Source organism: Leeia oryzae DSM 17879 (assembly GCF_000376945.1).
Classification (GTDB): Bacteria; Pseudomonadota; Gammaproteobacteria; order Burkholderiales; family Leeiaceae; genus Leeia; species Leeia oryzae.
Genome location: NZ_AQXU01000017.1, coordinates 22981 through 36700 on the forward strand (window position 1 = coordinate 22981; position 13720 = coordinate 36700).

Here is a 13720-nt window from a genome sequence, read left to right on the forward strand (position 1 = left end):
AATGTTGTTCAGCCATCTATCTACTCCGCCACAGCAGCAGCCGAGCCACTCAGCGCACAAAACTCGTCGGCACAGATAGCCCCCAGAATGGATAGCACCTGTTGCATGTGGTCGTCCAATATTTGGGTGGCAGCGCCGATATCAATGTGGTGTTTGTTTTCGCCTTTGCCGGCTGCGTAGTTGCCGACCAGACAAATCGTGGCATAGGGCACGCCCAGTTCGCGGGCGAGGACGGCCTCTGGCATGCCGGTCATGCCGACCATGTCGGCGCCGTCGCCTTCCAGTCGACGGATTTCTGCAGCAGTCTCCAGGCGGGGGCCTTGGGTGCAGGCATATGTACCGCCATCTACCACGGGAATGCCCTGGCGTCTGGCAGCCAGCAGAATGCAGGAACGGGCATCAGGTGTGTAAGGGTCAGTAAAGTCTACATGCCTGACCGGTTGCAGGGAGCCTTCAAAAAAGGTATTGGCTCTGCCATAGGTGTAGTCGATCAACTGGTCTGGCACAACGAGCGTACCCGGTTTCAGGTCTTTCCGGATACCGCCCACAGAGCCAACAGAGATGATCCGGCTGACTTTTTGTTCTGCCAGCGCCCAGATATTGGCCCGGTAGTTGATTTCGTGCGGTTGCAGGGTGTGCGCATAACCGTGACGTGCCAGAAAAACCACATCCAGACCGTTAATGTCGCCAAAGGTCAAACCGCAAGAAGGTTCACCGTATGGGGTTCTGACCACCTGGCGGCGGGTGATTTTGACGTGAGGAAGCTCATTCAGGCTGCTACCACCGATAATGGCTAACATAGTGTGTCCTTTTATATTCTTGTTATTTCTTGTTATGGGTACAGCATGCGGCGATGCCCTTGCCTGATTCAAACATAGCATTGAATCTGGCAATCTGCAGCACTTAATCGGTCTCTTGGGCCAACAGCGCCAGTAGCCCGGCCTCATCCAGTACGGTCACGCCCAGTTCATTCGCCTTATCCAGCTTGCTGCCAGCGGCCTCTCCTGCGACCACATAATGGGTCTTCTTGGAGACTGAGCCACTCACCTTGCCGCCAGCGGCCTCAATCAGCGCTTTGGCATCATCACGCCCCAGCGTGGGCAGTGTACCGGTCAATACCAGGGTCATGCCCGCCAGCGGTTTGGGCGCATCCGAGTCAATGCCATCAGATTCTGGCCAGCTCACGCCCGCTGCCCGCAATTGCTCGACGACTTCCCGATTGTGTGGCTGGGCAAAGAAGGTGCGAATGCTTTGGGCAACCACAGGGCCGACATCATTGACCTGTAACAGCTCTTCTTCCGACGCATCCATCAGGCGATCAATATTGCCAAAATGCTTGGCCAGGTCTTTGGCTGTCGCTTCTCCAATGTGGCGGATACCCAGCGAGAACAGGAATCTTGGCAAGGTGGTGTGTTTGCTCTTTTCGATGGCATCTACCAGATTGCGCGCACTCTTCTCGCCCATTCGCTCCAGGGCCGACAGTTTCAGGATACCCAGCTTGTAGATGTCCGGCAGAACACGGATGATGCCTTCGTCCACCAGTTGCTCAACCAGTTTGTCTCCTAGGCCTTCAATGTCCATGGCACGACGCTGGGCAAAATGCAGCAAGGCCTGCTTGCGCTGGGCGCTACAGAACAACCCGCCGGTACACCGCCAGTCTACTTCACCCTCTTCCCTGGCAATATCACTCCCGCAAACCGGACAGGCATTGTTAAGATGCTTGCGCAGGTCAAAGACCGGGCCGGTGTTCTGCGGGCGTTTTTCCAGCACGACCGACACGACTTCCGGGATCACATCCCCAGCGCGGCGCACAATCACGGTATCCCCTACCCGCACATCCTTGCGCTGGGTTTCTTCCTCGTTATGCAGTGTGGCGTTAGAAACGGTGACCCCACCGACAAAGACGGGCGCCAGTTTGGCCACCGGCGTCAGTTTGCCGGTACGCCCAACCTGGACGTCAATATCCAGTACCGTGGTCATCTGCTCCTGGGCAGGATACTTATGGGCCACGGCCCAGCGAGGTTCACGCGAGACAAATCCTAGCCTGGCTTGTAGCTGGCGGCTATTGACCTTGTACACCACACCATCAATGTCATACGGGAGCTGATCTCGCAATGCACCGATTTTCTGGTGAAATGCAGCCAGCCCTTGGGCCCCCAGTACGACATCCCGGTGGTTGCAGACCGGGAAACCGAAAGCGGACAAGGCATCCAGCAAACCGCTGTGGGTATCCGGAATCGTCCAGCCTTCTGCATCCCCCATTCCGTAGGCAAAGAAGCTTAACGGACGTTGGGCTGCAATACGGGAGTCCAGTTGGCGGACTGCACCAGCGGCAGCATTGCGCGGGTTTACAAAGGTTTTTTCGTGCAGGTTCCGCTGGCGCTCATTGAGGGCTTCAAAATCATCGCGGCGCATATACACCTCACCACGTACTTCCAGTACTGGTGGTGCATCTCCGAGCAGTCGCAGGGGGATTTGCCCAATGGTGCGGATGTTGTGGGTGACATTCTCGCCCGTTTCACCATCGCCACGCGTGGCGGCCTGCACCAGCACACCGGCTTCATAACGCAGACTGATGGCCAGCCCGTCGAACTTGAGTTCGGTCGCGTACTCGACTTCGGTCAGCAGATCGGAGATTTCCAGTTCACGACGAACGCGGTTATCAAATGCGACTGCGCCGGTGGCTTCTGTGTCGGTTTCGGTCCGGATACTCAGCATCGGGATGACGTGACGCACGGGAATGAAGCCATCCAGCACCGTCCCGATGACCCGCTGGGTGGGTGAATCTGGTGTCAGGCATTCGGGGTGTGCGGCTTCGAGGGCCTGCAACTCTTTAAACAGGCGGTCGTATTCTGCATCCGGCACGGTAGGCGCATCGAGCACGTAGTATTCGTGCGCATAGCGGTTGAGCAAATCTCGGAGATTTAAAATGCGTTCCGCCGGCGCAGGAGCAGCCGGCGGAAGATCAAACAGATCGGTTTGGTTCATAGTGCGAGCGGATGAACTCAGGCGAACAAACGCAACGCGGTCGTACTGCCTGGTTCGATGCCTTTCATGTTCATGGTGCCATAAATGGCACGCAGTTGCTGACGAATGCTGGCAATGCCATGGTCAGTCAGCGGTTTGCGGTTATCATCGACGAGCTTGGCGCCCAGCTGGGTGCTGATTTCGAAAGCCAGATCTGACAATTGTCCGAAAACATTGACCCCATCGCCTACGCGCGGCACATCAAACAGGAAGGTAACGCCTTCGCTGGTATCACGCTGGCCAGGGTGTGGCGGAAACGGGGAGTTGTCGAAATTCACTACGCTAAAAAGATGCAGGCCCTTATCGTTGACCATGTGGTAGGCGCCATCTGCCATCAAGCGCAAACCATTGCGTTCCAGATGACTGCGCAAAGACACCAGCGAGAACGGCGTGCTGTCTGCCAGCACATTCAGGCCGATGGTCACGTCCACATCGGCACAGAAGGTATCCAGTTTCTGGGAGTTGGCCAACACCACCGCCAAAGACGGCAGACGCAACTCGGCGCCGGTTTCGGACGCAAATGTTTCGAGCGCACTGACAAACTGGCGCAGGGTGGGTTCGTCCAGCGGGCCGCGGCGGTCTGCCATTTGCAAGCCGATTTTCAACCCCATGATGGCGAGGTTGGCGTCCACGTCCAGCGGATACCACTCGCCACTGCTCATCAGGGCCAGCCAGGATACCCGCTTGCCGGAGCGATTCAGCTGACGGTGCAGTGCGCGGATCATGTCTACATCCAGCGGGTCGTGTGACAACACTTCTACCAGCATGTCTACCTTGTCGTCTTGCTGGCTTGGATAGGTCAGGACTTCACGGGCGGTCTTCTGGATACTGGCAGCAACAGGTGGCACAGGCGTTGCAGACAAGAAGGATTCTGATGGTGCAGACACTCTGGCAGGTGCTGCCGATGGCGCCTGGAATACAGGCTCCTTACGCACAGGTGCAGCTTCCTGCTTGAATTCTGGCATCCGGTCCATGACCGGCTTGGTGTACACGCCTGCATCCATGTTCGAATCTGGCATGCGGCGGGCCGAGGCAATGGCGTCATCGTCCGGCAGGTCGTGATCCCCCAGCATCTGGGTGGCGCCTTCCATGGGGGTCATGGAAGGATCTAGCAGAACGTCTTGCTGGTAACTTGCAAAAGCGGCTTGGGCGCGCTTTTTGTATCGTTGCTGATCCCACCAGTTGTATAAAACCACCAGCAGAATCACCACGGCCCCTACAGCCAGTAATACCAGTTGCAAATCTGTCATTTAAGAAGTCCTCACGGGCTTTCTAGTATTAATCTTTTTTGTTGATGGCATGACCCGACCGTATGCATGACAGGCAGGCTTGCCGCTACATCTGGCGTTGCATGTTGCCTGATGCACAAATACTACAACATTTTTCCGGCATTCATGCCAAAGCTGGCCTGTATTCCGGCAAAAAATGGCCAGTCATACGGCTTACAGTGCCATTTTAGCCTATAAGCGTCAAACCCGCACATCTGCAACAGCATATTGTCATGCGGTTTGTGCAGCCAGCGCCATGGCCTCGTCCACATCTACGGCCACAATCCGCGAGACCCCTTGCTCTTGCATGGTGACCCCGACCAGTTGTTCGGCCATTTCCATGGTGATTTTGTTATGACTGATATAAAGGAATTGGGTTTCTTCGGACATGCGTTTGACCATGTCGCAGAAACGGCCAGTGTTGGCATCGTCCAGCGGTGCATCGACTTCATCGAGCAGACAGAACGGAGCCGGGTTCAGGCGGAACAAGGCGAAGACCAGCGATAGCGCCGTGAGCGCCTTTTCTCCGCCAGACAGTAGGTGGATGGTGCTGTTTTTCTTACCGGGGGGTTGCGCCATCAGGTGCAGGCCGGAATCCAGGATTTCCTCGCCAGTCAGCTCCAGCTGCGCCCTGCCGCCGCCAAACAGCATGGGAAACAGCTCTGCCAGCGACGTATTGACCTTGTCGAAGGTGTCTTGCAGCAGACTGCGGGTTTCCCGGTCGATCCGCCGGATGGCAGCTTCCAGCGTCTCGATGGCCAGGTTCAGGTCGTTGGCCTGAGATTCCAGATAGCCTTGCCGCATGACGGCCTCGCCCAGTTCATCCAGTGCCGCCAGGTTGACCGCGCCCAGCGTTTCGATGGCCTTGCCCAGACGCTGGACTTCCCGCGCCAGACTGGCCGCCTTGAACTGGGTGATGGACTCGCCCGCCAGCACAGTGTCGGTATCCACACCTTCCAGCACTTCTGCCAGCTGGCTGATGACCAGATGTGACTCTTGCGCCTGCAACTGGATGGCCTGCAAAGTCTCCCGCAGCGGGGTTTGGGCGTGCTCGCAAGTCAATCGCTGCTCGTCCAGCTGCCGGAACTGCTGGTGCCCCTGTTCGAGGGTATCCCTGCACTGTTGCAGTTGCTGTTCCCCCGCTTGTTGCCGGGACAGGGCGCTTTCCAGTTGCTCTGCCAGTAACTGGTCGTTATCGTCGGTCATGTCGAAGAGCAGGTCTTCCAGTTGCTGCTGCAAACTGGTGCGATGCTCTTGTGCATCGGTGATACGGGCAGCTAGCGTGTTGACCTGTTCTGCCAGACGCGTCATCTCGAACCGGGCTTTCTGCACGGCCTGTTCGGCATGCCGGATATTAGTTTGATGCTGGTTCCATTGGGTCTCGGCATGCAGCACAGCCGCTTTTAAAGCGTCCTGTGCCTGCTGGCTGTGCGCGACGGCATCCGGATGGTCTGTGGACTGCGTCTCCAGCGCCGTAAGTTCTGCCGTCAGTTGTTGCAAGCGAAGACTGGCTTCTTGCTGCTGCTGGGACAAGGTGGCCTGTTGCTGATCAAACAACAGCAAACGCTGGCGATTATCCCGCGCGCGGATTTCCAGCTGATGCAAGGCGGTTTGCGCCTGTTGCCACTGTGTCTGGTGTTGCTGCCGTTGAAGGCGGATATCCTGCCACCGCTGTCTGGCCTCTGCCAGTTGCTGCTCGCAGCGCTGCATCTCGTGCTGTGCATCGCCCAGTTGCTGTTGCAACACTTGTTGTTGCTGCGCATATTGCAACGCGGCATCGACAGGGTTCATCGGGTAATAGCGCAGGCCGTCACGGGTAAAAACCCAGCCATCTGGCGACACCAGTGTCACGCCGGCAGGTAATTGTTTACGCGCATACCAGGCAGAAGCGGCATCCAGCAGATAGACGCCAGCTAGCAAGTCATCCAGCTGGCGGGTGATGGCTGAATCCGTCGCAGATACCAGCTGCCGCAGTCGGGTACCGACAGGCCAGACGGGTTCCACCACCGGCTCTGCTTCCCTGTTGGCAAGCCAGCAAGCCGCTGCTGGCGGTGGGGTCTCCGGCAGTGCAGACAGTGCGTCCAGCGGCCGGGCCTGCAAGCGTTCATGCAGTACGGCCGCCAGCGCATGGGTATGGGCGGCGTCAATGCTTAATTGTTGCCATAGCGGCATCCCGCCACCATCAGGGAGGGTCTGCCACCAGCGTTGCAAATCCTGACTGCCTTCCGACGCTTTCAGCAAGGTTTCTGTGGCTGCCAGCTGGCTTTTTAAGCCGGTGTACTGCCCGGAGGCCTGCTCGAACGCTTTTCTGGCTTCCTCTACCCGCTGCTCCTGCTCGGCTTCTGTATCGGTCAATTGCCGGGTTGTTTCTTCTAGCAAGGTCACTTGCTCTGCAGCCAAGGCAAGCTCGCTCTCCAGCGCACTAGAGAGGGTTGAGTCCGGCGCCACCAGTTGTGCGACCTGCTGTTCGATCCTGGTCAGGCGCTGCATCTGCTCTTGCTGCTGCCGCGACAGTTGCGTCTTTTGCTGTAGCGCAAGCGCATGATGCTCTTTGGCTTGCTGCGCCACTTGGCGGGCTTGTTCCAGTTGCTCTCGTTGCGCGTGCAGTGTGGCTTGTAAATCCGGGCCATCCAGCATCAAGGTTTCCAAATGCAGCGTGGCTTCTTCCAGCACCAGTTGCGCTTCTTCCTGAGCCTCAACCAGTGCGGTCTTCTCGGCACCCCATGCTTGTGACTTGCTGTCATGCTGGGCCAACTGCTGCTTCAACTGGGCTTCTTGCTGCAACAGCCGCTGCCGCTGGGCTTTTTGATGCTGCCTTTCCTGCTCCAGGCGCACCACTTGGGCATTGGCATCAAACAGGGCGGCCTGGGCCGCATGCAGCGCATTGTTATCGGCAAACTGTTGTTCACGGATGTCGATCAGTTGGGCTTCCAGCTGGCGCTGTCTGGCGATTTCGGCATCCAGCAGCAACTGGGTGGCGCGCAGTTGGTCATCCAGTTGCTGAAGACGTATCCGCGCATCAAATTGCTTGACCATGGCCAGCAAGGTCTGGGTTCTGGCTAGCTCTTCCTGAAAAGCACGGTATTGTTTGGCCACGGCCGCCTGCCGCTCCAGCCGTTCTATCTGCTGACTAAGCTCCAGGCGAATATCATCCAGTCGCAACAGGTTTTCCCGGGCATCGGTCAGACGGTGTTCGGTTTCCTTGCGGCGCTCTTTATAGCGGGAGACACCGGCCGCCTCTTCCAGAAAGGCACGCAACTCTTCGGGGCGAGCCTCGATGATGCGCGAGATCATGCCTTGCTCGATCACCGCATAGCCGCGCGCGCCTACCCCGGTTCCAAGGAAAAGATCGGTAATGTCTTTGCGGCGAACCACTTGCCCGTTGATATGGTAGGTTGAGGTGCCGTCGCGGGTCAGAATGCGCTTGATGGCGATTTCGGTATAAGGCGCCCAAGGACCGACTACCCGTTGCAGGGTATTATCAAAGACCAGTTCGACACTGGCGCGGGAATGCGGCTTGCGACCACCACTGCCATTGAAAATGACATCCTGCATGGACTCGCCGCGTAGCTGGCGTGCGGAGGACTCCCCCAATACCCAGCGAACCGCGTCAATAATGTTGGATTTGCCGCATCCATTGGGGCCAACCACGGCCACTAGCTGGCCGGGCAATGCAATATGCACCGGGTCCACAAAAGATTTAAAGCCAGCAAGTTTTAGCTGTTTCAGCCGCAAATCGGGTTCCTGCCAGAGGTGTTGATTTGAAAGTGGATAACCCTACCAGATTTTTCGTGCCGAAGGCTATAATCTGCGCATGACAACGTCCATATTCAGCATTCCGTTTGAGCGCCCGCTGCGGATTACACCGGCCAGCGAGGCAAACCCGCCGTACACAGCAAGCTGGTATAACCTGCTGCTGCTGCGCGGCATTGCCCAGCTGCATGAAGCCGACAATGAACCCGGCCATGAGAACCAGCAATTGACACGACTGGAAGGCAAACTGGATGTTGCGCTGCTGTTGCTGGCAGAGGTCGTTGGTCAGCACCATCCCTTGCCGCCCATGGCCCGCTTCAGCCTTGGGACAACCTCACTGACCCTGAACACGGATACAGCCTACACGGCAGGTGAAACCTGTCTGCTGGACATCTATCTGGAAGAACGGCTGCCGCTGGCCCTGAAGCTAAGCGCCACGGTGGAATCTTCCGTACCCGGGGAATGCCGGTTTGCCATTGCCGAGCTTCCCGACGAGGTGGATCACTGGCTGGGACAAATCCTGTTCCGCCACCACCGCGAACAGCTGAGAAAGCAAGGCTAGCCTCCATGCAGGCCGCTAACGCATCCCGCAAGGAAGCCGTGTGGCATGTGTACTTTCCGCTGTTTGAGGGCGTATTGCTGATGGATCTGGCGGGCATTGCCGATCTGCTACGGATGGCCAACCAGCGCCTGCCCCGGTTTGTCTGCCATCTGGTATCGCCGGATGCACAACCGCAAACCACCTCGATTGGCCTGGGCCTTACCGCCAGCGAAGCGCTACCGGACCAATTGCCAGACAATACCCTGCTGTTTGTGCCCAGCTCGCATGATGTCAGGCAATCCATGCGTGCGGCCTCCACCGGGCACGTCATCCGCTGGCTGGCCCGCATTGCACCGCAGGCCAGACGTATACTTACCGTGTGTTCCGGCAGCTTTCTGGCCGGAGAAGCCGGCTTGCTCGACGGATACCAATGCACCACCCACCACACCCTGTGCGCTGACTTGCAGCAGCGTTACCCGAACACCCGCGTACTGGAAAACCGTATCTTTGTGACCGACGGAAAACTCTGGAGCAGTGCCGGCATGACGACCGGCCAAGACATGACCCTGCACTTGATAGAGGAGGTCTGTGGCCCACAGATAGCGGCCGACGTGGCACAAGAAGCGGTCATCTACTTCCGCCGCAATGCCCGTGATCCGCAGCTTAGCCCTTGGCTAAAGCACCGCAATCATACCCACCCGGTTGTGCATCGGGTGCAGGATGCCTTGTTGTGCGAACCCCAGCTTGAGTGGGATACCCCGACACTGACGCGGCTGGCCGGTATCTCCCAGCGGCACCTGAACCGCTTGTTTGAAATGCATGCCGGACTTTCCCCAAGGCAATACCTTAATCATCTGCGCGTCGCAAAAGCCTGCGAATTGCTGCAATCTGCCCGCATGCCATTAGAAAAAGTTGCAGAAGCCTGCGGGTTCAGTTCGGCACAGCAGCTGCGACGCCAATGGCAACAGTCTGGCATGCAAACCTCCCCTGCCCGGTTTGCCATGTCCGGAAATGAAGCAAACCCGTCCTGAATCGACGCGACAAGCCCGTATTGTTTTTTGCATGATGTCACCAAGCCTACAACAGACAGAAAGCCGGACACATGACACGACGGACATGGGCACTGATAGCAATTGCCAGCCTTGGTATCTCTACCCTGGCACATGCTGATATTCTCAAGAACTGGTTTGATGACCCGTTTTTTCAGGTTCGCAATGGCATAGCAGACTGCCCCACACCACTAGGCCCCTACACGACTGAAACGGTCAAAAAACAGGAATCCCACTGGCGGGTGGAGCGTGGCACCAGTTGCTGGATTGCCGGCAAATGCCGGTTGCCAAACTCCTACTATTACGACAAGGACATTGCGGCAGCAGTCAAACACACCATGGACACTACGCCAGCGTTTCAGGCCGACAGTATCTGGCTGATGTTCCAGCGGCGCTTTGTCTGGATTGAAGGATGCATTGCCGACCCGGCAGATGCAGAGGTGCTCAAGGCACTGGTCGCCGCAACGCCGGATGTAGAAGAAGTGATTGTGCATCTGCGCAGCAACCCGCAGGACCCGTTACCCTACCCGCAGATTCCGGCAGATGCCATATTGCAATGACCCGCAATGACCCACATTGGTCGACAACTGCGGTCAGGCGTGCTCTTCTTCCGTATGCGCCAGCTGGCCAGAGAACAGGCTGGCAGCGACAATCATGATGCCGCCAATCCACTCGCGTAAGGACATGACTTCACCCGCTATCCACCAGGTTGTCAGTGCCGCTACGACCAGTTCAAACAGCATGATCACGATGGCCTGTGTAGCGCCGATATAGCGCAGGCCAACCTGCATCAATACGCTGGCCATCACCAGCAGACAGCCAATAAAGATCAGCACGCCCCAGACATCTACAGGCATTTGCGCCAGCACCTGCGGCTGGCCTTTGAACAGTACCGTCGCCAATAGCGCCATGATCAGACAGCCGGACCAGACGCTGAAGGATTTGACGGCCGGGTCGATATGGCTGGCCTTGCGGGATAACACATTATTCAACGCAAAGGCCACGCCACCTGACAAGGCAACCCATTCATAGCCGTTTTTGGGCACAGGCGCACCCAGCGCCGGTTGCCACAGCATGCAAATGGCACCAGCAAAAGACAGGACAAACACCAGCATGCCGTAACGATTGGGCTTCTCACCCAGTGCAAACCAGGCCAAGGCCAGTGTCCATACAGGAGCCAGATAAAACAGTAGCGTGATGCGCATCACGTCGGCATGCAAAATGGCAAATACATACCCGACATTGGACCAGCCGGCAGAAATACCCATCCAGGCGATTTCCTTGCTGAAGGCCCATGGACGCTTCATCACGCCAAACAGCACTACCCCGCCCAGCGTGACGGCAATTGCATAATTGGCAATCTGGGCAATATCCGGACCTATGGCGTGAGCGGCCAGCCAGCGATACGGGAACCACAAGGCGCCCCACACCCCGGCTGCAAACATCAGGCCAAACACACTGAGAATATGGCGGTGACGGGATCTTTCGACCATCTCAAACACGTTAATCTCCAGAAACCCTGCGATGGAAAAAACTTTTCAGCAAAACACGAAAAGCCACCTATAATCGTGGTTTTATCATTTTTTGCATACGATATAATGCTTTGTGATTGCCAGCCAACCGGCACCAAGCAGTTGTATACAATCGACAAGCTCATTCTACGAGGTTTGTGGTCGAATAGCGATACATGCCCCCAGAGCTGACCGGATACGATAGTGCACCAATTGAAATGACTGGAGTTTTAAACATGTCTGTAGATCTGAAGATTAGCCCTGCCCACCAACACCCGTTGCAAGTCGTGATTGATGCCGCATTCGAAGACCGCGCCAACATCACGCCAGCCACTGTCAGCCCGGAACTGAAAAGCGCCATCAACCAGGTCGTGGGTGAGCTGGACCGTGGCACACTGCGCGTTGCAGAAAAAATCGGCGGTGAATGGGTTACCCACCAGTGGCTGAAAAAAGCCGTGCTGCTGTCTTTCCGCATTCGTGACAACGAAGTGATGAGCGACGGCTACAACCGTTACTTCGACAAGGTGGACAACAAGTTTGCCGACTACACGGCAGCAGATTTCCAGCAAGGCGGCTTCCGCGTGGTACCGCCAGCCGTGGCACGCAAGGGTTCTTTCATTGCCAAGAATGCCGTACTGATGCCATCTTACGTGAACATTGGCGCATATGTGGACGAAGGCACCATGGTAGATACCTGGGCGACCGTTGGCAGCTGCGCACAAATCGGTAAAAACGTTCACCTGTCTGGTGGTGTAGGCATTGGTGGCGTACTGGAACCATTGCAAGCCAACCCGACCATCATCGAAGACAACTGCTTTATCGGGGCACGCTCTGAAGTGGTAGAAGGCGTGATTGTGGAAGAAGGCTCCGTGATTTCCATGGGCGTTTACATTGGCCAGAGCACCAAGATTTACGACCGTGAAACCGGCGAAGTCAGCTACGGCCGCATCCCTGCCGGCTCGGTAGTGGTCAGTGGCAACCTGCCATCGTCCGACGGCACTTACAGCCTGTATTGCGCAGTCATCGTGAAAAAAGTAGATGCCAAAACCCGCGGCAAAGTAGGTATTAACGAACTGCTACGCGGTATTTAAGCCATCGTTGTGATCTGCACACGATAAAACCCGGTTTGTGTTTACTGCAGATGGTTTGCGGTAAACACAAGCAAGGGCAATTGATGTACGCTATTATCCTAGGCAAAAATTCTTTTGCTGATATTGCTGGCCAATGCCAAGTCTCATGCATGATAAGTTGACCAACACCCTGTTATTTCAACGGAAGAATCATCCATGTTGACGCTCTACATCGGAAATAAAAACTACTCGTCGTGGTCGTTGCGACCCTGGCTGGTACTCAAGCATTTCAATATTCCGTTTACCGAAGAGTTGCTGCCGCTGAATACCCCGGAAGGCATTGCCGCCCGCCTGGAGCTTTCACCCACAGGCAAGGTGCCCGTCCTGAGAGACGAAACGCTGCTAGTCCCGGAATCACTGGCCATTTGCGAGTATCTGGCCGAACACTTCCCGGATCTGCCGTTGTGGCCAGACCAGCCGAATGCCCGCGCGCATGCAAGAGCCATCTCGGCAGAAATGCACAGCGGGTTTGCCGCCTTGCGGACCAGCATGCCGATGAACGTAAAAGCCCGGTTGCCCGGCGCAGGTTTGACCGAAGACGTGCAAAAAGACATTAACCGGATTATCAGTATATGGGTAGAATGTCGGCTGAAATACAATCAGGATGGCCCATGGCTGTTCGGGAACTTCAGTATCGCCGATGCCATGTATGCACCGGTGGTCAGCCGTTTTCTGACATACGGTGTTGAACTTCCGGAAATCGGCCGGTCTTACATGAAGACTGTGTTGTCGCATCCGGCCATGCAGGCCTGGATGGATATGGCTGCCGTTGAGCAGTGGTTTATACAAAGTGCAGAGCCTTACGCCAACTGCTCGTTTAATCAAGATGAACGTTAATGAAAATATTATTTGACCTGTTCCCAGTCATCCTGTTTTTTGTTGCTTATAAAGTCACACACGAAAACATCTACATTGCCACTGGCGTGACGATTGCCGCCTCCATTGCCCAAATCCTGTGGCTGAAACTGCGTAAAAAGCATATCGACGGCACCTTGTGGTTCAGTGCCGGTCTGGTGACGGTCATGGGCGGTGCCACCCTGCTATTTCACAACAAGTCTTTCATCATGTGGAAACCCAGCATTCTGTACTGGGGCTTTGCCGCTGCCTTGCTGGCCGGGCGTTATGTCTGGCAAAAAAACCTGATTCAAACCATGATGAACCAGCAGATCAGCCTGCCGGCCCCGATCTGGGAGCGTCTGAATATGGCGTGGTCAGTCTTCTTTCTGGTCATGGGGGGCGCCAACCTGTATGTGGCCAAGCACTTTCCCGAGTCTGTCTGGGTGAACTTCAAACTGTTTGGCACATTGGGCCTGACCATTGTATTTATCATCCTGCAGGGCTTTTACCTGGGCAAATACATTCAGGAACCGGAAAGCCAGTCTTGAATACATGCATCCCGGCTGGCACGCCAGACTCCGTCAAACTGCACACACTCGCTTGA

11 protein-coding genes are annotated in these 13720 nt (G+C 56.3%); 6 read left to right on the top strand and 5 right to left on the bottom strand.

Annotated features, from left to right (window positions below; genetic code table 11):
• Positions 1 to 20: 20 nt before the first annotated feature.
• The 4 genes from F552_RS0104280 to smc all read right to left on the bottom strand — a co-directional run bounded on the left by F552_RS0104280 (position 21) and on the right by smc (position 8030).
• Positions 21 to 800 (bottom strand): S-methyl-5'-thioinosine phosphorylase, encoded by a 780-nt coding sequence (locus tag F552_RS0104280; RefSeq protein ID WP_018150489.1) that lies wholly within the window; start codon positions 798 to 800, stop codon positions 21 to 23.
• 103 nt (positions 801 to 903) lie between these two features.
• Positions 904 to 2988 (bottom strand): NAD-dependent DNA ligase LigA, encoded by a 2085-nt coding sequence (ligA, locus tag F552_RS0104285; RefSeq protein ID WP_018150490.1) that lies wholly within the window; start codon positions 2986 to 2988, stop codon positions 904 to 906.
• Positions 2989 to 3005: 17 nt separating this feature from the next.
• Positions 3006 to 4277 carry a cell division protein ZipA C-terminal FtsZ-binding domain-containing protein gene (locus tag F552_RS19955; RefSeq protein WP_018150491.1) on the bottom strand — a complete coding sequence of 424 codons (1272 nt, stop codon included), beginning with the start codon at positions 4275 to 4277 and terminating at the stop codon, positions 3006 to 3008.
• 249 nt (positions 4278 to 4526) lie between these two features.
• Positions 4527 to 8030, bottom strand: a complete 3504-nt coding sequence (gene smc, locus F552_RS0104295; protein ID WP_018150492.1) for a chromosome segregation protein SMC — start codon at positions 8028 to 8030, stop codon at positions 4527 to 4529.
• 79 nt (positions 8031 to 8109) lie between these two features.
• Between smc and F552_RS0104300 the strand changes: the two genes are divergently transcribed.
• The 3 genes from F552_RS0104300 (at position 8110) to F552_RS0104310 (ending at position 10198) form a co-directional block, all read left to right on the top strand.
• Positions 8110 to 8610, top strand: coding sequence for a PilZ domain-containing protein (locus F552_RS0104300; RefSeq protein WP_018150493.1), 501 nt, complete (start codon positions 8110 to 8112; stop codon positions 8608 to 8610).
• A 5-nt stretch (positions 8611 to 8615) separates the two neighbouring features.
• Positions 8616 to 9620, top strand: a complete 1005-nt coding sequence (locus F552_RS18515; RefSeq protein WP_018150494.1) for a GlxA family transcriptional regulator — start codon at positions 8616 to 8618, stop codon at positions 9618 to 9620.
• A gap of 71 nt (positions 9621 to 9691) precedes the next feature.
• A complete protein-coding gene (locus tag F552_RS0104310; RefSeq protein WP_018150495.1) occupies positions 9692 to 10198 on the top strand; it encodes a BON domain-containing protein in 507 nt (168 codons plus the stop codon).
• Between the two features lie 33 nt (positions 10199 to 10231).
• Here the strand turns inward: F552_RS0104310 and F552_RS0104315 are convergent, their stop codons facing one another.
• Positions 10232 to 11131, bottom strand: a complete 900-nt coding sequence (locus F552_RS0104315; protein WP_026182386.1) for a DMT family transporter — start codon at positions 11129 to 11131, stop codon at positions 10232 to 10234.
• A gap of 254 nt (positions 11132 to 11385) precedes the next feature.
• Between F552_RS0104315 and dapD the strand changes: the two genes are divergently transcribed.
• From dapD to F552_RS0104330, 3 genes are all read left to right on the top strand, one after another.
• Positions 11386 to 12240: a 2,3,4,5-tetrahydropyridine-2,6-dicarboxylate N-succinyltransferase gene (gene dapD, locus F552_RS0104320; protein ID WP_018150497.1), complete on the top strand. Its 855-nt coding sequence runs from the start codon at positions 11386 to 11388 to the stop codon at positions 12238 to 12240.
• Positions 12241 to 12435: 195 nt separating this feature from the next.
• On the top strand, positions 12436 to 13116 hold the full coding sequence (locus F552_RS0104325; protein WP_018150498.1) for a glutathione S-transferase family protein: 681 nt from the start codon (positions 12436 to 12438) through the stop codon (positions 13114 to 13116).
• Complete coding sequence (locus F552_RS0104330) at positions 13116 to 13664, top strand: septation protein A (protein ID WP_018150499.1); 549 nt, start codon at positions 13116 to 13118, stop codon at positions 13662 to 13664. Before F552_RS0104325 ends, F552_RS0104330 begins: the two co-directional genes overlap by 1 nt.
• Positions 13665 to 13720 lie beyond the last annotated feature (56 nt).